19 protein-coding genes and 1 pseudogene are annotated in these 24,404 nt (G+C 47.8%); 9 read left to right on the plus strand and 11 right to left on the minus strand.

The window, feature by feature from the left end; genetic code table 11:
* Window positions 1-13 precede the first annotated feature (13 nt).
* Complete coding sequence (locus Q337_RS0109265; RefSeq protein ID WP_026471360.1) at window positions 14-3,454, minus strand: AAA family ATPase; 3,441 nt, start codon at window positions 3,452-3,454, stop codon at window positions 14-16.
* Window positions 3,455-3,877: 423 nt separating this feature from the next.
* Here Q337_RS0109265 and Q337_RS0109275 point away from each other — a divergent pair, with 423 nt between their 5' ends.
* The gene (locus Q337_RS0109275) at window positions 3,878-4,858 is read left to right on the plus strand and encodes an ETX/MTX2 family pore-forming toxin (RefSeq protein ID WP_026471362.1); all 981 of its coding nucleotides are present in this window, start codon (window positions 3,878-3,880) and stop codon (window positions 4,856-4,858) included.
* Window positions 4,859-5,075: 217 nt separating this feature from the next.
* On the opposite strand, the gene Q337_RS18385 is transcribed toward Q337_RS0109275, so the two are convergent.
* Window positions 5,076-5,648: a BLUF domain-containing protein gene (locus Q337_RS18385; RefSeq protein WP_051526754.1), complete on the minus strand. Its 573-nt coding sequence runs from the start codon at window positions 5,646-5,648 to the stop codon at window positions 5,076-5,078.
* A 233-nt stretch (window positions 5,649-5,881) separates the two neighbouring features.
* Between Q337_RS18385 and bla the strand changes: the two genes are divergently transcribed.
* A complete protein-coding gene (gene bla / locus Q337_RS0109285) occupies window positions 5,882-6,862 on the plus strand; it encodes a class A beta-lactamase (protein WP_026471363.1) in 981 nt (326 codons plus the stop codon).
* Window positions 6,863-7,183: 321 nt separating this feature from the next.
* On the opposite strand, the gene Q337_RS0109290 is transcribed toward bla, so the two are convergent.
* The 9 genes and pseudogenes from Q337_RS0109290 to Q337_RS17335 all read right to left on the minus strand — a co-directional run bounded on the left by Q337_RS0109290 (window position 7,184) and on the right by Q337_RS17335 (window position 15,597).
* The gene (locus tag Q337_RS0109290) at window positions 7,184-7,384 is read right to left on the minus strand and encodes a hypothetical protein (protein ID WP_026471364.1); all 201 of its coding nucleotides are present in this window, start codon (window positions 7,382-7,384) and stop codon (window positions 7,184-7,186) included.
* 194 nt (window positions 7,385-7,578) lie between these two features.
* Complete coding sequence (locus Q337_RS0109295; protein ID WP_084494806.1) at window positions 7,579-8,832, minus strand: HlyD family secretion protein; 1,254 nt, start codon at window positions 8,830-8,832, stop codon at window positions 7,579-7,581.
* A 4-nt stretch (window positions 8,833-8,836) separates the two neighbouring features.
* A complete protein-coding gene (locus Q337_RS17325) occupies window positions 8,837-10,522 on the minus strand; it encodes an MFS transporter (RefSeq protein ID WP_051526755.1) in 1,686 nt (561 codons plus the stop codon).
* A gap of 246 nt (window positions 10,523-10,768) precedes the next feature.
* Entirely contained in the window at window positions 10,769-11,359 is a 591-nt protein-coding gene (locus tag Q337_RS17330) for a BLUF domain-containing protein (protein WP_051526756.1), read from the minus strand.
* 478 nt (window positions 11,360-11,837) lie between these two features.
* Entirely contained in the window at window positions 11,838-12,020 is a 183-nt protein-coding gene (locus Q337_RS18830) for a hypothetical protein (protein WP_156935761.1), read from the minus strand.
* 559 nt (window positions 12,021-12,579) lie between these two features.
* A complete protein-coding gene (locus tag Q337_RS0109325) occupies window positions 12,580-13,560 on the minus strand; it encodes a sensor domain-containing diguanylate cyclase (protein ID WP_026471367.1) in 981 nt (326 codons plus the stop codon).
* A 148-nt stretch (window positions 13,561-13,708) separates the two neighbouring features.
* On the minus strand, window positions 13,709-14,506 hold the full coding sequence (locus Q337_RS0109330; RefSeq protein WP_026471368.1) for a PaaX family transcriptional regulator C-terminal domain-containing protein: 798 nt from the start codon (window positions 14,504-14,506) through the stop codon (window positions 13,709-13,711).
* Window positions 14,507-14,666: 160 nt separating this feature from the next.
* Window positions 14,667-14,885 (minus strand): annotated as a pseudogene (locus tag Q337_RS18635) (lipase secretion chaperone); the annotation flags it as partial.
* 142 nt (window positions 14,886-15,027) lie between these two features.
* Window positions 15,028-15,597, minus strand: a complete 570-nt coding sequence (locus Q337_RS17335; RefSeq protein ID WP_156935762.1) for a TetR/AcrR family transcriptional regulator — start codon at window positions 15,595-15,597, stop codon at window positions 15,028-15,030.
* 411 nt (window positions 15,598-16,008) lie between these two features.
* On the opposite strand from Q337_RS17335, the gene Q337_RS0109345 reads away from it, so the two are divergent.
* The 7 genes from Q337_RS0109345 to Q337_RS0109375 all read left to right on the plus strand — a co-directional run bounded on the left by Q337_RS0109345 (window position 16,009) and on the right by Q337_RS0109375 (window position 24,399).
* A complete protein-coding gene (locus tag Q337_RS0109345; protein ID WP_026471369.1) occupies window positions 16,009-16,947 on the plus strand; it encodes a GlxA family transcriptional regulator in 939 nt (312 codons plus the stop codon).
* A gap of 266 nt (window positions 16,948-17,213) precedes the next feature.
* Window positions 17,214-18,902, plus strand: a complete 1,689-nt coding sequence (locus tag Q337_RS0109350; protein ID WP_026471370.1) for an aldehyde dehydrogenase family protein — start codon at window positions 17,214-17,216, stop codon at window positions 18,900-18,902.
* A 269-nt stretch (window positions 18,903-19,171) separates the two neighbouring features.
* Window positions 19,172-19,927, plus strand: a complete 756-nt coding sequence (locus Q337_RS0109355) for a GntR family transcriptional regulator (protein WP_026471371.1) — start codon at window positions 19,172-19,174, stop codon at window positions 19,925-19,927.
* Window positions 19,928-19,986: 59 nt separating this feature from the next.
* The gene (locus Q337_RS0109360; protein ID WP_026471372.1) at window positions 19,987-21,765 is read left to right on the plus strand and encodes a fumarate reductase/succinate dehydrogenase flavoprotein subunit; all 1,779 of its coding nucleotides are present in this window, start codon (window positions 19,987-19,989) and stop codon (window positions 21,763-21,765) included.
* Between the two features lie 37 nt (window positions 21,766-21,802).
* Window positions 21,803-22,048, plus strand: coding sequence for a 4Fe-4S dicluster domain-containing protein (locus Q337_RS0109365; protein ID WP_026471373.1), 246 nt, complete (start codon window positions 21,803-21,805; stop codon window positions 22,046-22,048).
* A gap of 23 nt (window positions 22,049-22,071) precedes the next feature.
* Complete coding sequence (locus tag Q337_RS0109370; RefSeq protein ID WP_026471374.1) at window positions 22,072-23,487, plus strand: ABC transporter substrate-binding protein; 1,416 nt, start codon at window positions 22,072-22,074, stop codon at window positions 23,485-23,487.
* Between the two features lie 57 nt (window positions 23,488-23,544).
* Window positions 23,545-24,399: an ABC transporter permease gene (locus Q337_RS0109375; RefSeq protein WP_026471375.1), complete on the plus strand. Its 855-nt coding sequence runs from the start codon at window positions 23,545-23,547 to the stop codon at window positions 24,397-24,399.
* Window positions 24,400-24,404 lie beyond the last annotated feature (5 nt).

Below are 24,404 nucleotides of genomic sequence, written 5' to 3' on the forward strand. Positions count from 1 at the left end.
CTAGCAGCTGGAATTATGGGGTCTGAGTTTGTTGCTGGTAAACCTGTAGCAAGTGCGGGGTCACACCCGCCAGCCCTAGTTGCATGCTATTGGAAAAACAACGGCGCCATGCGTGTTGCTGGAATAAATCATTTGGTGCTTCCAGCCAGTTCGCATGCAGCTCAATTAATTCAATAAAATGCAGGCTCCATGGACAAGGCTGGTCAGCGGTATAGTCACGCAACTTCCCGGCATAGTTTCTGGCTTCAACCGGATTGTTACGCATCAGGTAATACTCAGCCACCGCCACATAAAACCGGTAATAGTTATGCCCCACACAGCCCTTGTCCAGAATGGGCTGTGCAATCTGTAAATCCTGCTGAACCACCGCATTGTTCATGGCATTGTCTTCAGTGAGCAATGCCTTGGTTGCCAGTATCCACGGCCCAATAAAGGCATGACACTGATGCTGTTCAATCAGTTGCCAGGCCTGCGTAATATAAGTTCTGGCATCCTGTGGCTGACCATTAACCCAAGCCAGCCGTGCCAGACTTTCCAGCAAAAATGCTTCAAACCGGAAAGCACCCATTGCCCGTGCCAGTTCCAGCCCCTGATTAACCTGGATTTGCGCCTGTTCATACTGGCATAACGAAATGAATATCCAGCCAGCGGTTAATCGTGACACCACTTCAGCACGCCGGTTACCCACCCGTTTGCTTAGCTCGGCAGCAGTTACCGCATCTTGCAGCGCTGCCCGGGTTTCATTGGCATAAATCCTCAAAGTGGCCAGCATAAACAGGTTGGCCGTTTCAATCTCCAATAACTGATGCTTACGCGCCAGCACAATACTGCGTTCCAGATATTCCCGCGCAGTTTGCATATGACCTTGTGCATAGCTGGCATCACCCAGTCCGCCATAGGAACGCACCCGGATTTCCTGCAAGTTGGTCATTTCAGCATAATGAATGGCCTGATTATGAAAAGTTTTACAATCGCTGATATTGCCTAAAAAAAAGCTTAGGTTCGCCTTGATGTTAAATAACTGCGCCAGCACTTCAGTATCCTGCTGCGCCAGTGCCTCCGGCATCACCTGCTCCAGCAAGGCCAGCTCTGCCTGCCGTGCTTCCAGAATATTCAAGGTGCGAATCAGGCCAATAGCCGCGGTTAGTTTTTTCTTCGCGCTTGGCGCCAGGTGCATCGCCTGCTCGTAATAATGACGCGCCTGATGGGTTTGCCCCAGTTTATTGGCAATGCTGGCGGCCAGATAATGTACCCGGTAACGTGTCTCATCATCAAAATGCAGGGGTTCTATGCTGAGACATTGCTCAATGAGCTGATGCGCTTCCGGATAGTCCAGCCGGTCATAATAGGCTTGAATGGCCAGTAGATACTGCATCACAGCGCGTGGATCATTGGCCTTTTGAAAATGAAAGGCACTGCTGGCGGCATCGCGCTGCTGATAATACTGCGCCCAGTCCAGATGCAGGTTCAGGCGCTGTGCATCATCCATGGCCTCATAAATCGACATGGCAATCAGGTTATGTACAAACACATAATCCTCACCCAGCGCACGCATCAGGTAATGCTTAACCAGTGCCTCAAAGCTGTAGGCTTCAATATTTAGCACTGCCAGAATTTGCGACACCGACACCTGCCGCCCGGCAACCGAAGCATAGCGTAACACCCGCCGATCCAGCGCTGATACATAATCCAGTTTGCCCTGAATCAGGTGCGCCAGCGTGGCCGGCAGGTGATCCATTTGTCTGGCCCGCAACAACTGGGTTAAAAAGAGCGGGTTGCCATTGGCATGCTGAATACAGCGTTCACGATAAACCGGATCTACATCCGGAAACTGGGCAGCCAGTTGCAGGGCATCGGCAGGACGCAGCGGGGATAAATCCAGCAGGGTAAAACTTAAATCAACAATGCTTTGGCGCAGTGATTGTTCCAGCGGATCCTGTTCATGGCGTGAGCTGAGCAGCCAGATAATGGGTGCATCCTGGGTTTGTATAAGCAATTGGCCCAGCGCTGCAAGGTCAAGCTGATCGGCCCAGTGCACATCTTCAATCACCAATAGCAATGGCTGCTTGAGGCTAAGCTGCATCAGCACCGAAGCCACTGCTTCCAGCCTGAGGGTTTCCCGTGCCGGTGTGGACAATGCAGTGTATAAAGGGTTTTCGCTGGCCAGTGGCACCTTCATCAATAGCAACAGTGCAATACGCTGTAATTCTGATAAATGCAGTGGGGCTAATAACTCATTGATGCATTCAGCCTGATGGCGATGCAGTAATGGCACTTCCAGCGTGTTCAATACTAGTTGCGCCAGCAGGCTTTCCTGAAACTCATGCTGACTGTCTGACAGCCAGGCCTGATAGCAGCGCAACTGATGCTGCTGCGCAATGCCAACAAATTCTTCAATCAGGCGTGATTTTCCCACCCCGGCAACACCACGGATATACAGCACTGTGGTTAACTGGTCCTGCAAAACTTCCTGCATGGCCATTTGCATGAGCAGCAATTCACGCTCACGGCCATACAGGCTAAGCTGGTCAATGCGCTGATGACACTGGTTACAGGTGCTGCTGATATCCAGGTGCTGAAAGACAGGACAATGGCGGCAATGATCTGTTAAATCCAGCAAGCGTAAATAGCGTGAATTCTTATTTTCAACATCAGGACTAATGAGGTCAGTATCGTCAAAATAGGCATGATGTTGCAGTTCAGCATGCAAACCATGGGCAACCCATAGCTCCGGGCCTGACTCAGCCTGTGGCAGTTTAGCGGCAGCATACAGACTTGCTAAGGTCAGCCCCTGAAAGTCTACGCCCCGAAAGCCTATGCCCCAAAACCTTAGGCTATTGTTGGCAGGATGCCATTGCGCACTGTGCAGCAATAATCGGCTACGCTGATCCAGCGCAGTTAGACTGCCCCGCACTGCCCATGCATAACGCAAGCTGTCAAATAAATCATGCTGGCTGGCCTGCTGGCTGCCAAACAGCAAATGTAATGTGTGCCCGTCTTCCACCACATGACAAGACAGGTTGGGTGCTGTAAAGCGCTGCTGCAAGGTGGCGCGAATTTCCGGGCTACTGCCTGCTGAAAACTGGATGGTCAAACAAATAATATTTCGGCTATCGTTTGCCAGTAGGGACTGTGCGGCAAGGGAAGCAGCCATTGCTTCTGGTCTAGTGATGCCCTCTAGCACATTCACGGTTTCATGAATTAACTCTTCCACGGCAATATCGTACAGCCTGGCAAACTGCTTGGCGGTTCTGTACAGCACGGCCTTACCTGCTTCCGCCCGTTTAATCGAAGCAACGGATAAATAGATTTTTAATTCAAAACTATGCAGCGCCAGTGCTTCCTGGCTTAGGCCCAGATGCTTGCGCTTTTCCTTAAGCCGGGCAATATTTAACTTAATCCGCCCATCATTGGGCTGGTGTAGCACGGTGTCATTTTCATGGCCATTTAACATGACGGCTCTCTATATGGTACGGCCTAAGCCTTTATCTGGCAGTTATTTATATCAACCATAGGTTTGGCATTATGCTAGCAACTCAGGCGGCCATATCCTATAGCTTTGCCTTACATCTTTCTGACTTTTTGCATCATGCCTGGCCCTGATTCCAAGCACAATCCATTCCTTCTTTCATGCATCCAGACATGGCTCATCCATTGCTGATCCCTGCTTAATACCGCCACCTTTTGTGTGTTTATAGATTCAAAACTCCGGTAGCCACAGATGATCCTGAACTGATACTGGCACGCCTGCTCATTCGGATTATAGTCAGTTTCATCATCATTCCACCCAATAATGATGACCAACGGCTAAATAATAGATGTAAAAAATATTTAGTAAAAATAATGCATTACATCATTGCACTCAAGGATACAAATCATGTCAAACAAAGGTTCTTTCATTGCACTCAATCAGGTTCTCACTACCAATGATTATCTGGTGTCCAGCAACCACGCATTTTTTGCCATCATGCAGGGCGATGGCAACCTATGCGTTTACCGGGGCTCCGCACTCGATGCCAACAAGGGTTTTTTGTGGGGCGCACTGGGTCAAAGTCAGCCCAATGGCGATTACTTTAGCATCATGCAGGGCGATGGAAATTTATGCGTGTATAAAGGCACTTGCCCAAGTGATAACAAGGGCTTTGTCTGGGGCGCACTGAACCAGAGCCAGCCCAATCAGGCTTATTTTGCTGTGCTACAGGATGACGGCAACCTGTGCGTATACAAGGGCACCAACCCCAGTGACAATCAGGGCGGCGTCTGGTGCGCCAGTGCGATTGATCCGGTAGTGGATATTGAAATTTCCAGTATTAATTATGATGTGGCAGCAGCAAAAATCATTAAATCCACCCCGGCTGACCTGTATCGCCAGAGCGTCACTAATAATACCGCACAGTCGCAAACCAGCAGCATTAGTGGTTCTGAATCAGTTTCAGAAACCTCGGGCTGGTCAGATTCACTGGCGGTAAAAGTTGGAGTGAGCACCACCTTTAAAACCGGCATTCCTTTTCTGGCAGAAGGCAAAATTACGGTTTCACTGGATGTAACCAATACTTATACCTGGAATGGCTCCACCACGCGCACCAAAACCTGGTCGTTTAATACCCCAGTCACCGTACCTGCCAATTCTACCTATGTGGCGCTGATTGCTGCCACGGTCAGTACCATTAGTGTGCCGTACACCCTGACAGGCATTCTGATCCTAAAGTCAGGGGCACGAGTGCCGGGTATTGTTAACGGTATGTATACCGGTTCAAACTCGCATGACCTGACGGTGACCTACATTACGCAGAATGCCGTAACCCTGAAAATTGAATCGGTGACCCAGCCGGTAGAACATGCCAGACTGGTGGCTTAACCCTTTTGCCCATTGGCTTGCAGCTTCTGCTTTTTTTGTTTTTGCCTCATTAAGCTACTGTTAAAGTGGCTTTTTTATTAGACTATTGAATTTAAATATTTTTTAACTTACCAATCAATATTTTATATAAAAAATCCAGCAGGACTTTATGGTTTATTGAAATAAATATATTGAGCCTGGCTTTTCAAAAAATGCGGGGTGAAGCTGCCCAGTCTGCTTAAGACAGATAAATCATCAGGCAAATCACAATAATGGGAATCACCACAAACAGGGTAAAAAACCCTGAGGAATAAATGGGGCCATAGCGCGCGCTGGTAGGCACCGGGCGGGTAAAATGGGCGGTCGTGTCTGCAATCGGGGCTTCTTGTCCGGTGAGCAGCAACTGGATAAATTCATGGTTTAAGGCGATGCCAGATTCATCACTTAACAGGTACGGGTTAAATTTCTGGCCGTAATGATTAGTAAAGAAATGCCGGATTCGGCTGTCTTCAAGAATATACTTCATTTGCCAGCGGCTAAAGGCTGGCGCATCAATTGGCTCACAGGTTAGCTGCACAATATTGGTATGCCGTGAGTCTTTGGAAATTTTATGATAAAGCTTGAAGACCTGCTGGCGCTCACCTTCCAGACACTGAAAAAAATAGTTATTGTCATAAAACAGCACACCATGAATATGGCGTTTGGTATTAAAGTGACGCGCCTGATGCAAAATATCAATCAGGTCGCCCTGCACGCCTGCTGAGCTGCCGGTGGCCATGCTGGCATAGGTAAGCCTGACGAGATCTGCCATGTCTATCCCAGTACAAAAAGCATAGTATTTAGTTATAACGCATTCATTAGCTTCAGTAAATATCAATATGTATCAGGTAAGTTCTGTTAAATAGTTCAACTGCTACTTCTTTTCAGTTAAATGTAAATATCAGGTTGCAAAGGCATAAACATTTCCTGCTTTTGCCATCACCTGAATTTGCTAATATCCCCATCAAGGCTGTTATACGATTCACTGGAAACGGAACTCCCATCATGCAATCTTTCCTGTCACGCCGCTCCGTGGTTCTGGCTCTGCTGTCTGCCCCGTTACTGCCGGGCTGTGCAAATCTGTATTCTGGTTCTTCTACCGCTAACCGCAAAAGCTCTCCTTTAATGGACGACCCTGCTCAAGCGCAGCAGCCTTTATTGTCGCCAACAGCAGTGCAGCAATCGGTTAAGCAGCAAGTTAATGTATTTCTGGCCCAACTGGAAAAACAGGCACAGGGCAGGCTTGGGCTATCGGCCATAAATACCGCCAACCAGATGCGCATTGATTATCGGGCCAGCGAGCGCTTTCCCTTGTGCAGCACGTTTAAACTGGTGGCGGTGGCTGCCATTTTGCAGCAAAGCATGCATAACGCCAGCCTGTTGCAGCAGCATATTGATTTTACCCTGCAGCAGGTTCAAGACTCCGGTTATGCACCCATTACAGCGCAGCATGTGGATCGTGGCATGACGGTAAGTGAACTTTGTGCAGCCTGTATCAGCTATAGCGATAACGCAGCCGCCAACCTGTTGCTGCAAATTCTGGGTGGGCCAGCCGCCCTCACCCGGTTTACCCGTCATATCGGCGATCATATCTTCCGGCTGGATCGCTGGGAACCCGCGCTTAACACTGCCCTGCCTCACGATGAGCGTGATACTTCTACTCCCACGGCCATGACAAACACGCTGCAACGCCTGCTACTGGGCAATGTACTGGCACCAACCCAGCGTGAGTTGTTATTGTACTGGTTAAAAAACAATACCACGGGCAATGCCCGTATCCGGGCTGGTGTTCCCAATGGCTGGATCGTGGGTGATAAAACCGGAACCGGCGCTTATGGCACCAGTAATGATATTGGCATCGTGTGGCCAACACAGCAGGCGCCTATCATTCTGGCCATTTACTTTACTTGTCCGGACAAAACCGCCAAGCCCAATGATGCCATTATTGCTTCAGCCAGCCGGATTGTTTGTCAGGCCTTGCGCTAAATCATCCAAGCTAAACTCATCCAGCTTATTTATAGGATACCCGGTGGTAGACTAGGTAGATCACAGACTTTGCGGTATGCACTCAAATACTGGATCAGCAGGAATTAAAAAAACCGCCCGAAGGCGGTGAGGAATTAGTGTAGCTGGTGTTTGGCTGGCTTATTACTGCAAAAGCTTTATCAACAGCATTTAACTCTTAAACATTTAACACTGAATTTTATCTATTAGAATAGTTTTGCCAAAAGCCGCTTAACGTTTAAATCAACCAAAGACAAATTAAATCCACAATTCAATCAGCACATTGCATCAGCAGCAACAGTATCAATGAATGGTATTCGCATTGGAATCGGTATCATTATGATGCTTTAAAAACCAGTACCAGTAAGCGCGCTGTTCTTTGGGCAAGCGCTGAATCAATTTTGGATTGCTTAAATACAATTCCTTGTTTTGCTGGCAAATTACCGTGATATTTCTTTGAGAAGGGGTAACGGCAGCTTTGCCGGCTTCGTCAATTGTTTTCATGATTCTAACCTGTTCTCATCTACGAAATCATGGATTGATTATAACAGCTACATTCACTTTGTAATGAAAGAATATGCAATACAGTGTTGGGTTTTTGCAGGAAACTCTCCATTGTTATGCATTATCCGATAAATGGCTATTTTTTAACCACAACTATCTTTAGCTTTTATCCTTTGCGATTTTAACTGGCTGCTTTAGTGAGCATTACGGGTATCTACCGTGGTAATGACCGACATGCCGGGGCGTAACTGCTCAAGGCGTTGCTGATTGGGATCAATGGCAATACGCACAGCAATACGTTGCACCACCTTGGTAAAGTTACCTGAAGCATTGTCTGACTTGAGCACGCTGAACTCTGAGCCTGTGGCTGGCGCAATCTTGTCCACATGACCGGTAAACTTTTGATGACCCAGGGCATCTACCTTAAAACTCACTGGCTGGCCGACCTGCATGCGTTCAATCTGGGTTTCCTTATAATTGGCCACCAGCCATAACTGGTCTGGAATCAGATATAACAATTGCGAGCCTGCTGCCACATATTGACCGAGCCGGGTATTTACTTCGCCCAGTTGTCCGTCACGTGGTGCAATAATGTCGGTATGCTGCTGGTCAATCAGGGTTTTTTCAAGCTGGGCCTGTGCTGCCCGGATTTGTGCTTCCATGCCGGAACGTCCCACCTGGGTTGATTTCAGGCTTCCCTGTGCCACTTGCAGATTGGCCTGCGCCTGTTTCAGGTTAGCCAGATTATTTTTCACTTCGGCACGGGCACGGTCACGCTCGGCCAGCGATACAGCCCCCTCACCCACCAGCTGGTTAATTCGCGCAAAGTTGGTCTGGGCCAGCTCATACTGGCTTTGTGCCTGGGCGACACGTGCCTGGGCAGCATTGATATCTGCCTGGCGCTGGGCAATGGTTTGCTCGACATTGGCAAGGCTATTGCGGGTTTGCTCGACATTGGCCTGTGCCTGTGCCACGTTTTGTGCATAAGTGGTGGCATCAATGGTCATCAGTACCTGGCCCTTTTTAACCTCGTCAAAATCCTTGACGCGCACACTGGTCACATAGCCATTTACCTGTGAAGACAAGATGGTGGTTTGCCCACGAATATAGCTATTGTTGGTGGTTTGCATTGCACTATTAAACGGCCACAGTTTCCACGACCATAAAATAATACCCACGCCAATCAGCAGCACCACGGCCATAATGGCTACCGTGGTTTTTTTGGGCTTGATGATTTTGGGCGGCTTTTGCTGTTCGGGCTGCGCGGCTTCCTGCTCCTCACTCAACTGCGGCTGCGCCGAAGAAGGCTGATTGGGATTGGCAGCATCCGTGGGAACTTCAATATTTTCCAGCGGGTCTTCAGGGTTAGTGGCTGCATTATTTTCAGGTAAATTTGTAGCGTGATTTGGCTGTTGAGAGCTAGATGGCGGCGTATTGGGCTGGCTCATGGCATCATCCTTGGTTTGGCGTTGCAGTGGCAATCATGGCAGGCGCTGCGGCTTCAGCTTCCCGGCGCGCTAGCCGTCTGGCGCGCCAGATGTTAAAAATACCCCAGAAGAAAAAAATCACGGCAATCATCCCATTAAGTACAATCACATCACTAAACGCACGCACCTGTGCTTCACGGCTGGCAATACGTGAAAACGTTGCTACCCCTTCAGCCTGGCGCAATACCGGATCGGTAAGCGTGGAGGTGTAAGCCTGTTGCTGTAGCTGCAATCGTCTGGCCACTTCAGGATTGGTGGGATTAACGTGCTCCACAATCTGTGCCGAATAGTCATGCTCACGATAACGCTGATAAGTCCCAAAGAATGCCGAACCCAGCAGGCCACCGAAGCTCTGGGTTAGTGCAAACAACAGCACAAAGGTCACCATGTAGTTGGTACCATGCTTGAGTGCCTGCATCACACCAACCAGCAAAATTGGTCCCATAAACATACCGGTTGCCATCGCAGCACAAAACTGGCTCACAAACAGATTATGTGGCCGTACATCGCTGCTAATGTGGTAATCAATGGCGCAGGCCACAATAATCAGTGCTTCGGCGGCAATCAGTTGAAGTAGCAAAGCATCAGGTTTAAAAGTCATGGCTGCTACTACAGTGCCCGTAATAATACCCACAAAAATTACCGTGTAATACGACACCAGTTGGTCTGGCCCCATGCCCAGCGTGCGCAATACATTAATGGCTGCATAATTTTGCTCAGACAATAAAAACCGCAGCGCCAGTGCCCCCAGTGCAAAACGCAATGCAAACCCTGAAGCCAGCCAGCGGGTATAAATCAGTGGACTGGCGCGATGATGCTCAAAGAAAAACGCCAGTACCAGCAAGACAAAACCTGCGACCAGTGCATAGGCCAGCCACGGGGTATCAAACCACCACTGCAATGTTCCCTGTGCCAGCACGGCGCAAATCAGTGCCACAGCAGGCGCAACCAGTATAAACGTGACAAAATCCAGCCCTTCAAACACCCGGATACGGATACCCGGTGGCAGCTTGACCGTGACGACCATGGCCAGACAGCACAATGCCAGACCCAGCTCAAAGGTATATAAAACCGTCCAGTCCCCAATACTGGTCAGAAACGGCGAAATGATCCAGGCCAGCGGTACACCCAGTTGCTGAAAACCCAGCCCCATGTATAGGCCTTTGGCCTTGTTGGCCTGACCAAAGGCCTGCATGATGTAATACATGCCCAGCGAGCTTAAGGGCGCTGCCGTAAAACCACTCACTGCGCGTACCGCCAGTGCCATGGGATAGCTTTGCACAAACACATGCAGGCTCATCACCACCACAAAAACACCCAGCCCAATTTCGGCAAAAGGCCGGATGCCAAACTGCTGACGGGTTTTAAACAGAATCAGGTTGGACGTGACATTACACATCACATAAATGGCAGCCAGCCAGGCACCTTCTACCGGGGTTAGCCCATATTCCCCCTGTAATGCAGGTAAATTGGCCGAAATAAAGCCATTACTCAGCCCAGCCGTTAGCGCAATAAAGACACCAATAAAAAAATACACTAGCCGCATACGCCGCGAATGTTTGGGCATGGAAGGCGAACCCGGCAAGGTGGGTCGCTCTTCGGGTGTCCAGTCTGGAATAGGCTCCAGATACGGAGAAGGTGGATTTGCCATGAACCGGCCTGAATCTTAAAAAAAGAATTTCATAAGGAAAATAAGAATTTTCCGGCAATGGCCTGTAAGCGAAATAGATACTTAACAAGAAATGACAGGCCAACACAATAAACAGTTGTTTATTTATCAGCTATTAAGCCAAATTCAGGCCTATTTATTTAGTGAGAAAGCGTATTAAAGACAATGAATTTTATTGCATATTGTAAGTTCTTGTTGGAACTACCCTAGCTGTTAGCAATTGCCAGGCTAGCGCATAGTAATTCCCTGAATGGGCGCAAAGTTGCCAAAACTGGTAAACAGGTACATGCCCACTAAAATCAAAAGCGCAATCACAATAATAAATACCGCATACTTATAATTCAGTACATGGCCACGTACGGCTTCACGGCCCAGCACTTCTTCCCGCTCACCCGGCGTGCTTTCATTATGGCTGGCCAGAATATTCAAGAATGGTCCAATCAAATCCTCATCCAGCACATAGGGATTGAATTTTTCCCAGTTATTGCTTTCAAAAAACTCAATAATGGCGGGTTCCTGCAATACATACTTCATGTTCCAGCCAATAAAGCGCATCTTATTGACCGGCTGATAGGACAGCAGTACCACTTCCTTATGCCGTGGGTCTTTTAGCAATTTTTCATACAGTATGTCGATGTCGAGCTTTCTGCCCTCAATACACTGAAAAAAATAATTGTTGCCATAAAAAAGTACTCCGCAAATGCCATGATTAGAATTATGAATTTGTGCTTCATTTAAAATGGATACCAGATCCTGCCGGATGGTGGCAGGCTTGGATGTCGTGCTACTGGCATAGGTCAGACGAATATAGTTACTCATTGTAATTACTCCTTGCTATTATTATCGGTACTGAATATTAATGAGCGAATATCTAGCTCAAGCAAATAAGACGTTTAGCATACGCCTAATCCGCCTATCACACTAATTATTATTAAACATCACTTAATTTAAAAATTAATTTAGCTAACCAATATTACCTAATTTAAGGTTAAACTAACTATCGATTTATTTAAGTGATTAAAAATAATCAGCTTTAATTAAAAAGTGCTGAAATATTATATTGCAAATTTAACTGTTATTTAATGAATTTTAATTTAACCCAGATGAGTTAAGCTCAGTTTAATAGTTTTATACTTATAAGCTACTTTTATAAGATGGTAAACGAAAATAGCCGACCATACCTATACCTGAACAAGGATAAGAGTTCAGTTTGCAGAATTTAAAACAAAAAACCGCCTAAGTAGGCGGTAAAAAGCACATCAAGCGTCAGCATTGCAAACTGTAAAATTGAAAAAAATTATGCAGCATCCGCTCTATGGTTTTTCAAGAACCAGTACCAATAGGCGCGCTCTTGCTTGGGCAAGCGTTGTACCTGTTTGGGGTTCTGCGCATAAAATGTTTTGGTTCTATCACAAATGACTGAAATGTTAAGTCCGGTTTCGGATTCAGCCGATTTGATCGTTTGAGAGAGTGCTTCCATGAGCTTCGTACCGTGGTCAACTTTTAGACAAATTCTATACAATAAATTAGCACTAATTGTGAATTTGATCACATTTAATACGACTAAAGTTGTAAACAAATAATTAATCACAAGCCAAAACACTGTAATGATGGGCAAAATATGTATTTTGCTCACTTACTGGCAGTCACGTTTCCTACGCTTTAACATTCCATCCTTGCATGATTAAAGATCAGTAACAACTTGGCTTAAATATAGCAGTAGCCGTATAAAACAAGTAGTTCTCATTACCAAACTTTTCAAATAACGCATCACAACTGTAATGGCGGCAGTATTGCGTAACGGGATTTCATTACAAAACCAACTTATTTTTTAGTGATTTAAGTCACAATATTTTTTCTTATCCCTCTGCTATTGCCAACTTATGTTTTTTACCTTGAGTTTATGTCCGGATTGTGGTGCTGCGTTACCTCGACAGGCCAGGGTATGTCAGGTTTGCGGTTGCACCGATATTAAGGACTGGTCCAAATTTTTTATGATCACCAATGTGGTTCTGCTGGGCATTGCCTTTTTGTTGATGCTAGTGTTTAGTTTCTAAGCGACGATCCAGTTCAAGCTCGGCTCGGGAAGTTTTTTTGCTGCGCTTATAAAAATACATTTGCTGATCGGCTTGCGAAATAGCCTGCTGCAAGCCAAAGGAAGGATGACGCAAGGCAAACCCAATGGATGCACTAACCTGCGCCTCTGTTAAGGCCTGACCAATGCGCTCAAACAGGCTTTCAGCTCCGGCATGATCCACCTCTATACTTAAAATCGAAAATTCATCGCCACCCAGCCGCGCCACCACATCACTCTTGCGCGCCACCTGACGCAGGGCTTCAGCCGCACGCTGAATCAATTGGTCACCTGCTGCATGGCCCTGGGTGTCGTTGACTTCTTTTAGTCCATCCAGATCAATCACATAGACTGCCGACAAATTCCCATAACGCTGGCTACGCTCTTCTTCCAAAGCAATAAAATGCTCCCAGCCGCCACGGTTATACAGCTGGGTGAGTTCATCTGTCATGGCCTTGGCTTGCAGACGCTCAATCTGGCGCGCTTGCTCGGTTTGCTTGAGTTCAATTTGCAAAATATGGTTCAGCAAGGCAGCCATAAATTCAATCAGGTCTTTTTCCTGGACTAAACTGTCTGCTTTTGGATTGGGGTCAATTGCACATAAAGTACCAAACAGTTCACCATCGCTCTTAACCAGAGGCTGGCCGATATAAGCCTGAATATTCACCTGCTTGGCAATCGGCGCTGCCGCGTATAGCTCTATGTCATTGGAACGCGGGGCAATACAGGGGGCATTGCCTTTCACCATGTGTGAACAAAAGGAATCCGCCCAGCGAAAGACCTGACCGGGTTTGACGCCATAGCCATGATCTTCAGTTTGCAGGACAATCCAGTCCTCACCTTCGGTACGGGTGATCATCCACAAATCAAATCCCAGCCGTTGGTGCAAAAATTTCAGGATGGCCTGGCCTGCACTTTCAAAGCTGTTGAAATTCCACGGTGTCATGCTGTAAACCCTATTGTTGCTCTGGCTAGCTTACCTGATAAATAATTCAGTCATAAGGCTGTCTGTAGGTCAATCATCATGTTTTTTAATACTTTTATAGTAAAAAACTGTTTTCTTGCACTTTCAACGCCTTAAACCAGCCTGGAACTCATACTTGCGCCGTGTCGTAAAATTGCTGCCAGAGTTTTTGTCCCACCTGATCCAGTTGTTGCACATCCTGGACAAATTGGTGGCGGGCAGCTTCATCAATAAATGGTAGCGGCAACAGCGGATCTGCGGTGAGCAAGGGAATAGCTTCACGGCCCAGCAATAGTGACTCACGTGCAGCCTGCTCTACATCACACTCATGGGCTTGTGCCAGCCATGCCTGAATTTTCTGGCTAATACTGGCATAGGTGTGATTAAGGGTTTCGCCATGCCATAAGCTGGCAACTTTCTGGCTGCTGGCCGTATCCAGATGGCTCACCCGGAATATATTGGCGTCCGGCTCCAGGCCATTTAAGATTAAGCGCTTAAAAGTTTCATCAAAGCTTTCTGCCAGATTATCAGGCCGGATAAACAGGCCGGTTTGCAGCTCACGAAAACCATGCTGACGCAATGCCCTTTCACGACGCTTTAATGCGGTACGGTCTACCCGGCCCAGTGCACCAGTAAACACAGCCAGATAATCGTGATTCCATGGTTTGGTGGCCTGAATACCCTGCTTGCGCTGAAGCATGTCAGTGGCCCATGCCTGCCACTGCTGGGTAAACTGGTACTTGCCTCGCCCTGCTGATTCAATCATGCCATCACTGGACAAACGGGTAACGGCAACCCGGATGCTGTTTTCGCTAAAGTTAAACAGGTTGGCTGCCAGTAACAATTGCCGGATGGTGATTGGCGCGCCATCTGATCCCATTATTAAATCAATGATTAAATGACGGGCATTCATTTTTGCAGAAGTCATGGCAACCTGTATAATAAAAAGCGCATGATTAATATTACATAAAATTATATTAAATGCAAATTAATGAAATATTAATCTATAGGTTTTAAAAATTTCTGTTCCTGTTTTAATCTGTTGACCAGTGCGTTGCTGACCTGAAAAATTCAGATTTAGAGAAAATTTAGGGAATGGCAATGGACTGGTCATGTATTCTTTCCAGCGCATCCACCCTGACCAGTTCCTGTGGATTAAAGGTCTTCTGGCGCATCAGGGCAATTAACTGCTGCTGGCCTTCCTGACTTAATGACCTGTTATTTAAGATCTGGTCACGCTGGCTCAGGTAATCCGTCATGCGCCTGTTCCACTGCTCGGTTTCACGATCCAATGCTTCCAGTCGGTCAGCAGCTTCTGGCTATAAATACGGGTTAAGAAGAAGGAGTCGCTCTAAAAAACCAGTAGGTGTTACTAAAAAATTACGCTTTTAATCGTTCAAGTTTTTTAGGAAATATAAAAATAAAAAATTTTATTAAAATAAGGGCTTGCTAACTACAAAGCGCTGTTTTATGACACATGAGTGTTGCCTCCAACAGCGGCCAAATGCCATTAAAAACCAGATGATCATCACGTGCATTGGAAAGCATGCCATCCAGCATATTCATCAATAAACTACCAAGCACCTCAGGCTGCTTGACCTGAAACTCAACCAGCTGCTGCTTGATTAAATTAAATTGCCATTTTTTATGCTGGTCAATAATATCAAAAATACTGCCATCTTCTGGCAGGAACGTGCTGGCTGCCTTATGAAACAGGCTGCCGTTAAATTGATCAGCCTGCACAAACTCATAATGCCACTTATAAATGGCCTGTAATTTTTTTAAAGGGTCTGAGGTATTGCTCTTCATCAGATGGCTATTGAGTGAATTCTGGATCGTTAGGCTTTCCAGCTTCAGGCATTCCTCAATCAAACGGATTTTAGTAGGAAAATACTTATAAAACGTCATTTTGGCTGTATTTGACTCTGCAACGATTCTATCAACCCCGACATTGCTAAAGCCTTCACGATGAAAAAGCGACAACGCCGTTTTTAAAACATGTGTTCTTTTTACTGTCATACCAAACTTAAGATAAACCTGAAAATAGTCAAAAAAATGCCCAGTAATAACCGTAGCATTTGCCAATACAGATTTTGCCGGTATAAAAATCCAGCAGTTTACCTGTGCGCTAAAAGTTGTCTGGCAAAAGCTGCCTAATAAAAAATGCCTAATAAAAACTTGCCTGAGAGATGCCGAGGCAATCAAAAAACAGGCTTAGAAGAGTCTTATATTGGGCAATGCCCTATTGGCCAAACGTTAAGCATTACCCATTTGAATAGGTTTTTTGCAACCTGGCGCCCAGTATTACCCTTTAGTCAAATGCAACTTTATTCAACCCGCTACAGTGGAGTAAGCTTGACAAAACTGCCAGCAAATATGAACAGTCATTAATGACAATCTTATGGCGGATCGCGACATAAGGACAAAGCCATGGAAATAGGTATTGTTGTTTATCCTGCTGCACACCTGCCCTCGGTATGGGGACTGACTGACCTGCTAAAATATGCCAGTAACTTTGTGGTGGCGCGACAGTTCCCGGATTTAAGAATTAGTCACTGGAAAGAACAGGATGGCCAGATCATCAAAATCTTTGACACCCATCCTGATGCTGACAATACAGTGAATCTGGTGGTGATCCCGCCCAGTTTTGAGCCTCCTATTTCCAAGCAGGACGCCCAGGCTTATTCAGCATGGCTTAACCGGCTTTATGACAATGGTGCCATTCTGTGTGCCATTTGTTCAGGCATTTTTACCCTGTTGGAAACCGGGCTTCTGGACGGTCGGACCGTGACTGCGCACTGGATGCACAGTGAAGCTATTCAGCAAAACTATCCTACCGTGACGCTGGATAACAGAAAGCTGATTGTGGATGACAATGAAATCATCACCCTGGCAGGGCTTTTATCATGGATGGATCTGGGGCTAAAGATTGTTGAAAAAGCCTACGATGGCGCAACCATGCGCGAATTTGCAAAATACCTGCTGGTTGACCCGCCGTCACGTGAGCAATCCTACTATCATGCATTTTCACCAAAATTTGATCATGGCGATGTGACCATTGTTAAAGTCCAGCACTGGTTGCAGGGCAATTATCAAAAGAAAATTACGCTTGAAGTGCTGGCCCAGCATATTGCGCTGGAAAAAAGAACCCTGTTACGGCGCTTTAAAAAAGCCACCGGCATGACCGTAATTGAATATTGCCAGAACCTGCGAATTCAAAAGGCACAAGAGTTGCTGGAAACCACCAGTTTGAGTTTTGAAGCCATTTCCTGGCAGGTGGGCTATCAGGACAGCTCATCGTTTAACAAGATTTTTACCAAAGTCATTGGGCTTACCTCAAAAGAGTACCGCAAGCGCTTTAAAAGTTAATCTGCTGTGATTAGCCAGACCCTGATTGACCTTAATAGCCGCTAGCCTAACCCATTATGGCTTGACTCGGCGTGAATCGTGGATTAGATATAATCAAGGCCAACCCCTACCGCATGGCTGTTATGATGGCTGTTGCGGGTGCACACTCCATAAACGATGCAATACGATTTTGTGGTTTAGGTCAGAAGTAAAAAAATTCTGCTGATTGCTTCAATATCCCCAAATTTTATTCAATGAATACAAGAAAGGACTCTATCGTGACCTCAATGACCCCCCAGGTACATTTTGCCACTGAACCCGAACTGGATCAGGCTATTTTGGAACTGAAATCCGGTGCAGCCAAATGGGCAAGCCTTGATCTTCAGCAGCGGATTGAGCTGCTTAAAGCCACCCATGCCAGTATTGCAACGGTGGATGAAGCATGGGCACTTGCTGCCATTGCTGCCAAGGGAACGCCCGCAGGCCCGCTTGAAGGTGAAGAGTGGATGTCTGGCCCCTATGCCACGCTGGCGGGTTTTGCAGCCACAATTGAAAGTCTGGAAAAAATGGCTCACGGCCAGTCATCCCTAAACGGCATTAAGGCAGGAAGCGCGCCGGGCAACCGGGTAAAATTCCAGATGCTGCCAAGCAACCTGTATGAATACAACCTGTTTCATGGCTTCCGTGCCGAGTTATGGATGGAACCGGGCATTTCCGAAGCCGAAGCACGGGCCAGTGCCGGACTGGGGGCAAAGCGGCCGGGTGAAAATGGTGGAGTTGGACTGGTGCTTGGTGCAGGCAATATCAGTGCGATTGCCCCGCTGGATGCCCTGTATGAGCTGGTTGCCTATAACCGCGTAAGTATCATCAAGCTCAATCCCACGTTTGGTACGCTCATCACTATTTATCAACAGGCATTTGCGCCATTGATTGAGGCTGGGTTACTCAGGCTGGTTAATGGTGGAGCCGAAGTAGGCACTTATTTAACCAGTCACCCAGATATTGCGCATGTGCATATTACCGGAAGTGGTGTTACCCATGACATGATTGTCTGGGGGTCTACCTACGATAAAACCGGTACGCCAAAGCTGACCAAGCCAATTACCAGTGAACTGGGCGGGGTTTCCCCAATTATTGTCATTCCCGGCAACTGGTCGAAGGAAGACCTAAGATTTCAGGCCGAACACGTTGCAACCCAGCGCCTGCATAACGGTGGGCATAACTGCATTGCTGGCCAGGCTCTGATTTTAAGTCAGGACTGGCCACAGCGCGCTGAATTTCTGGCAGAGCTGCGTGCGGTGCTGCGTGAAGTTCCTGCCAGAACCGCATGGTATCCGGGTTCAGACAAAAAAATTAGCCTTGCTACTGCAACTTACCCGCAAGCCGAAACCATCAATGGCAGAATACTGATTGAGGTGAATCAACATACGGCGCAGGATTTATTCAATACCGAGTATTTTGCCCCAGTACTCGGCCACACCAGCCTGCCCGGCACAGGCCTTAGCTTTTTCCGTGCGGCCATTGAGTTTGCCAATACGCAGCTTGATGGTAGCTTGGGAGCCAGCATTATTGTTGCACCCGCTGACCATAAAAGTATGGGCAAAGCGTTTGATGAAGCCTTGGTTGAACTGCGTTATGGCACCATTGGCGTTAATGTCTGGAGTGCCATTGGCTTTCTGTTGCCTACGCTGGCCTGGGGGGCGTTTAAAGGCAATAGCCTTGACCGTGTGGGTAGTGGCATTGGCGTGGTGCATAATTCTCATCTGGTGGAACGCCCCGAGCGCAATGTCATCTGGGGGCCATTTAGACCGTTTCCCCGCTCGGTTTTTCATGGTGAATTTGCACTTTCCCCCAAACCGGCCTGGTTTATTACCGCGCGTTCTGCCGCCTCTACTGCCAAAAAACTGACCGCATTTACCGCCAAACCCAGCTGGCTTAAAATGCCTGCAATCTTTCTGGCTGCCTTTCGCGCCTGATCCCGAACTGCTCAATCAACCCTAAAGTAAGACGACAAAGGCGCTAACTTTAGGGTTGATTTTAAATTTCCTGCCATAATTTTTAATCTCATATTTATTTGTTTTTAATAATTTTTTACCAAAATTAAATCTTTGTAATTCGTTTACAAAAAATAGCTATCCCAAAAAATCACTATCAATATCCAAAATAAATATTTCTCATTATTTTTAAAAAAAAGCACTATCTGGCCAAGTTGTTATAACAAGTTACTGCTTGCCAGGAAGCATGTATGAACCAGCCGATTGCCCGTAGCGCCAGCAAACCCCTGTACAACCAGATTCGTGATGAATTGCTGCAAAAAATCACCAATGGCACTTATCCGGCCAACAGCCAGATTCCTTCCGAAAATGAACTGGGCGAACTGTTTCAGGTAAGCCGCATTACGGTACGCCAGGCACTAACCCAGCTCCAGCAGGAAGGGTTTATTTTCAAGGTGCATGGCAAGGGATCTTTTGTGAGCAAGCCCAAGGCTTTCCAGAATGTGACCCATTTGCAAGGCTTTGCTGAGGCCCTGAGCACGCTTGGTCATGAAGTTATTAACGATGTCCGGCAGTTTGAATTTGTGACTGCGCCTATTCATGTGGCAGCAAAACTGCAATTGCCTGTAGGTAGTACGGTTACCGTGATCAAGCGGATACGCCGGGTTAACCAGCAGCCGGTTTCCTTTGAAATCACTTATTTGCCGGAAAGTCTGGGACGTGAACTGCAACAGGTGAATCTGGTCACCACCGATATTTTTCTGGCGCTGGAAGACGTATGCCAAATCTCACTGGGCCATGCCGATTTGACGATTGATGCCGTGCTGGCCGATGCGGAATTGGGTGACCTGTTACAGGTTGACAGCCATGCGCCCATATTACGGGTTGAGCGCCTGACCCATAACTCGGCGGGTCAGCCCATTGATTTTGAATACCTGTATTTCTCGGGTGATGCCTTCCAGTACCGCTTACGGATTGATCGGCAAGCGCCCGGCAGCACACACTAATTTGTTGATTACTGTTTTCTCGATATTTGTTTTCTTGTTTTACGGTTAGGGGTAACACCATGCAAACACAGTTACTGGAATATGATCTGGTGGTTATTGGCGGTGGTACAGCCGGGCCGATGGCTGCCATCAAGGCCAAAGCGGCCAATCCTGCCTTGCGCGTGCTGCTGATTGATAAAGCCAACGTCAAGCGTAGTGGCGCCATTTCCATGGGCATGGATGGCTTGAATAATGCCATTATTCCGGGGCATGCCACGCCGGAGCAATACACCAAGGAAATTACCATTGCCAATGATGGCATTGTCAATCAGGCCACCGTGTATGCCTATGCCAAGCACAGTTTTGAAACCATTCAACAACTGGACAAGTGGGGCGTCAAGTTTGAAAAGGACGAAACCGGTGATTATGCAGTCAAAAAAGTGCATCACATGGGCGCCTATGTGCTGCCTATGCCTGAAGGCCATGACATCAAAAAAGTGCTGTACCGCCAGCTTAAACGCGCACAGGTCAAGATCAGCAACCGGATTATCACCACGCGCCTACTGACAGATGTTGATGGTGCCATTAATGGCGTGATGGGTTTTGACTGCCGCTCCGGTGATTTTTATGTGATCAAGACCAAAGCAGCTATTTTGTGTTGCGGCGCTGCTGGACGGCTGGGTTTACCCTCATCCGGCTACCTGATGGGCACCTATGAAAACCCCACCAATGCCGGCGATGGTTATGCCATGGCTTATCACGCGGGTGCTGAACTTTCCAACCTTGAATGCTTCCAGATTAACCCACTGATTAAGGACTATAACGGCCCGGCCTGTGCTTATGTGACTGGGCCGCTGGGTGGTTTTACTGCCAACAGCAAAGGCGAACGCTTTATTGAGTGCGACTACTGGAGCGGGCAAATGATGTGGGAGTTTTATCAGGAACTGCAAAGTGGCAATGGCCCGGTGTTCCTGAAACTGGATCATCTGGCTGAAGAAACCATTCAAACCATTGAAGAAATCCTGCATACCAACGAACGTCCCAGCCGTGGCCGTTTCCATGAAGGCCGCAACATCGATTACCGTGAAGACATGGTGGAAATGCACATTTCCGAAATTGGTTTTTGCAGCGGCCATAGTGCCTCTGGCGTCTGGGTCAATGAAAAAGCTGAAACCACGGTGAAGGGTTTATATAGCGCTGGTGACATGGCTGCCGTACCGCACAACTATATGCTGGGTGCATTTACTTATGGCTGGTTTGCCGGGGTGAATGCTGCTGAATATATCGCCAGCCGCGATGCAAATGGCCAGTTTGGCGAGCTGGATCAGGCCCAGATTGAGGCTGAGCAACAGCGGGTGTTTGCGCCGCTTGTGCGTAGCCAGCAGGGTGAACCAGGACTGGCGCCTGAACAGGTGGAATACAAGCTGCGCCGCATGGTAAATGACTACCTGCAACCACCCAAAACCCGCCAGAAAATGGAAATTGGTCTGCGTCGTTTTGAAGAAATCAAGGCCGATATTGCCCAGATCAAGGCCAATAATCCGCACGAACTCATGCGTGCTGCCGAAGTATCCGTAATTCGTGATTGTGCCGAAATGGCGGCGCGTGCCTCGCTGTTTCGTACCGAAAGCCGCTGGGGCTTGTATCACTATCGCGCTGATTTTCCGCAAAAAAATGATCAGGACTGGTTTTGCCATGCCCATCTGAAAAAAGATGCCAGCGGCAATATGGTCAGCCTGAAAAAACCGGTTGAACCCTACCTGATTCCGATTGAGCAGGATGAAGCGCAATCCTACCAAAAACTGCGTATTCCGCAAGGCAACAAAGAACCGGGCAATAAGCAACTGGCTGAAATTTGAAACACTATTTTTTAAAAACAGTTTTCTGGAGAACATCATGGCATTTATTGCACGTGAAACTGGACACCGTACCGCCGCTCCTGTGCTGGTGGATGAAGACAAATGTATTGCCGACAAGGGCTGCACCGTGTGTGTGGATGTTTGCCCGCTGGACTTGCTGGCGATTGATCCAGTTAAGCAAAAAGCCTACATGCAGTTTGATGAATGCTGGTACTGCATGCCGTGTGAGAAAGACTGCCCTACCGATGCCATTTATGTGGGCATTCCCTACTTATTGAAATAATTACTTTTTATGAGAAATGCTCAATGAAAATTTTACTTAAAACATTACCAGTCGTGTTGACGGCAACTACCTTACTTAGTACCCAGTCTGTACTGGCCGAAACCATCCGGGTGGCCATTGGTACACAGGACACCACCATCAATTGCGCTACCGGGGGCCTGCTGATTCGTGAATTGAATCTCCTGAATAAATACCTGCCCAAAGATGGCAAATATAAAGATGTGAAATACGATATTGTCTGGAAAAACTTTACTTCCGGTGCCCCGCTCACCAGTGAAATGGTGGCGGGACGGCTGGATTTTGGGGCAATGGCCGATTTTCCCGGCGTCAATAATGGTGTGGCCTTTCAAAAAACAGGCAAGCAAAGTGTGTTTTTAAGCGTGCTGTCCGGCAGTACCACGGGAAGCGGCAATGGCATTGTCGTGCCGTTAAATTCTAAAGTGCAATCCATTCGTGACTTAAAAGGCAAAACCATTTCCGTGCCGTTTGCCTCAACCGCACATGGCTTGCTGCTACGCGCAGTGGCTGCACAAGGCTGGGACCCCAAGCGTGATGTCAAAATTATTGCACAGGCGCCTGAAGTGGCAGGCCCGGCGCTCAAGAGCAACAAGATTGATGCGCATGCCGACTTTGTGCCATTTGCCGAGCTGTTCCCGTACCGGGGTTTTGCTCGCAAGATTTATGATGGCTCACAGTCCAATGCACCGACGTTTCACGGTTCACTGGTGAGCCGCGAGTATGCGCAAAAATATCCGGAGATTGTTAATGCCTATCTGCGCGCGGCCATTGAAGCCAACCAGCTGATTGCCCGTGAACCGGAAAAATACAGCTTGCTGATTTCAAAGGTGACTGGCGTTGAACCTGAGGTGGTATATCTGTTCCACGGTCCACTGGGTCTGCAAACCCGCGACCTGACCTGGAAACCGGAATACCGCAAGGCCACCCAGACTGCTATTGACACGCTCAAGCTGCTTGGCCGCACTGATGTCAACCTGAACGTCAACCAGTTTATCTCTGACAGCTATATCAAAAAAGCCTTTGCCAGCGCTGGCCTGAATTACGATGCCCAACTGAAAAACTACGGCAAACTGCTGCTGGTTGCCAATGATGCGCTAACTCACCAGCCGATTAAAACCTTTGAACGGGTAACGCAGGTCTGGGTACGCGATGAAGCCAAAGTGCGCAGCTACCAGAATGCGGAAAATGCCTTTAAGGATTTAAAACGCCTGCATCAAGCCGGTAAAAATATCCGGGTGGTTTACATTCAGGATCGTAACAGTGGCATCAAGCTGCTGGCCAATCAGGCGTGGTTTGCCACTGATAAACAGGGCCAGATCAATGGTTTCCTCCTGCGTGGCAATGCCGATCAGTGGGCCAAAGCGCATGGTGGCAAGGTCTATGACTTCAACAATGCCCAGAAACTGGTGAAAGCAGGTTAAGCCTGCGTTGATGCTGGTACTGGCTAAAAGATCAGTACCAGCGTTAGGGAGCTAATCATGAAAGTACTGACTCAATCTGCCGCGCTGGACCAACCGACTACCGCCAGCATTCCCTATCTGTCCATACAGCGGCTGGCTCAACTACGCCAAGTGGTAATGCGGGTACTGGCTGTGGCGGACTGTGTGCTGCTGTGGCATGTGCTGGCACATTTCAAGCTGGATCTGGGCGTGGTGAGCTTTGTCAATGTGCCCACCCCTGTTGAGGTGCTACATGCCTTTGTCCAGTTTAGTCACTTGCCAGATGCGCTCAGTCACTTAAAGGCCAGCCTGTGGCGGGTACTGGCCGGTTTCCTGGCGGCTGCAATTGCTGGCATTGCTTTGGGCGTGCTGATTGGCCGCTCCAGACTGGCCTGCAACCTGCTCATGCCACCGCTTGAAGTGCTGCGTCCCATTCCTGCGGTGGCATGGATTCCACTGGCTGTGCTGATGTTTCCCTCGTCTGAAATTTCCATGATTTTTATTACCTTTCTGGGCGCGTTATTTCCCATTTTACTCAATACCATTCATGGCGTAGAAGACGTTGACCCACGCTTGATTGCCTCGGCAAAAAGTCTAGGAAGCAAGCGCTGGTCTATTTTTAGCGAAGTCGTGTTGCCTGCCGCCACGCCCAATATTGTGACTGGGCTTGCCATTGGCATGGGCACCTGCTGGTTTTGTTTAATTAGCGCCGAAATGATTTCAGGCCAGTTGGGCATTGGTTATTTCACCTGGGAATCATTCACCCTGCAAAACTATGCCGACATTGTGGTGGGGATGCTACTGATTGGCGCACTGGGTTTGCTCAGCAGCGCCCTGATTCGCTGGACTGGCAAACAACTCACGCCGTGGTATCACACAGGACGCAAATCATGACACAG

This window comes from Alkanindiges illinoisensis DSM 15370, assembly GCF_000619845.1.
GTDB classification, from domain to species: domain Bacteria; phylum Pseudomonadota; class Gammaproteobacteria; order Pseudomonadales; family Moraxellaceae; genus Alkanindiges; species Alkanindiges illinoisensis.

Coding starts and splice junctions, on each gene's coding strand:
- Q337_RS0109265 (WP_026471360.1), bottom strand. CDS start 3,454: ATGTTAAATGGCCATGAAAATGACACCGTGCTACACCAGCCCAATGAT.
- Q337_RS0109275 (WP_026471362.1), top strand. CDS start 3,878: ATGTCAAACAAAGGTTCTTTCATTGCACTCAATCAGGTTCTCACTACC.
- Q337_RS18385 (WP_051526754.1), bottom strand. CDS start 5,648: ATGGCAGATCTCGTCAGGCTTACCTATGCCAGCATGGCCACCGGCAGC.
- bla (WP_026471363.1), top strand. CDS start 5,882: ATGCAATCTTTCCTGTCACGCCGCTCCGTGGTTCTGGCTCTGCTGTCT.
- Q337_RS0109290 (WP_026471364.1), bottom strand. CDS start 7,384: ATGAAAACAATTGACGAAGCCGGCAAAGCTGCCGTTACCCCTTCTCAA.
- Q337_RS0109295 (WP_084494806.1), bottom strand. CDS start 8,832: ATGAGCCAGCCCAATACGCCGCCATCTAGCTCTCAACAGCCAAATCAC.
- Q337_RS17325 (WP_051526755.1), bottom strand. CDS start 10,522: ATGGCAAATCCACCTTCTCCGTATCTGGAGCCTATTCCAGACTGGACA.
- Q337_RS17330 (WP_051526756.1), bottom strand. CDS start 11,359: ATGAGTAACTATATTCGTCTGACCTATGCCAGTAGCACGACATCCAAG.
- Q337_RS18830 (WP_156935761.1), bottom strand. CDS start 12,020: ATGGAAGCACTCTCTCAAACGATCAAATCGGCTGAATCCGAAACCGGA.
- Q337_RS0109325 (WP_026471367.1), bottom strand. CDS start 13,560: ATGACACCGTGGAATTTCAACAGCTTTGAAAGTGCAGGCCAGGCCATC.
- Q337_RS0109330 (WP_026471368.1), bottom strand. CDS start 14,506: ATGACTTCTGCAAAAATGAATGCCCGTCATTTAATCATTGATTTAATA.
- Q337_RS17335 (WP_156935762.1), bottom strand. CDS start 15,597: ATGACAGTAAAAAGAACACATGTTTTAAAAACGGCGTTGTCGCTTTTT.
- Q337_RS0109345 (WP_026471369.1), top strand. CDS start 16,009: ATGGAAATAGGTATTGTTGTTTATCCTGCTGCACACCTGCCCTCGGTA.
- Q337_RS0109350 (WP_026471370.1), top strand. CDS start 17,214: ATGACCCCCCAGGTACATTTTGCCACTGAACCCGAACTGGATCAGGCT.
- Q337_RS0109355 (WP_026471371.1), top strand. CDS start 19,172: ATGAACCAGCCGATTGCCCGTAGCGCCAGCAAACCCCTGTACAACCAG.
- Q337_RS0109360 (WP_026471372.1), top strand. CDS start 19,987: ATGCAAACACAGTTACTGGAATATGATCTGGTGGTTATTGGCGGTGGT.
- Q337_RS0109365 (WP_026471373.1), top strand. CDS start 21,803: ATGGCATTTATTGCACGTGAAACTGGACACCGTACCGCCGCTCCTGTG.
- Q337_RS0109370 (WP_026471374.1), top strand. CDS start 22,072: ATGAAAATTTTACTTAAAACATTACCAGTCGTGTTGACGGCAACTACC.
- Q337_RS0109375 (WP_026471375.1), top strand. CDS start 23,545: ATGAAAGTACTGACTCAATCTGCCGCGCTGGACCAACCGACTACCGCC.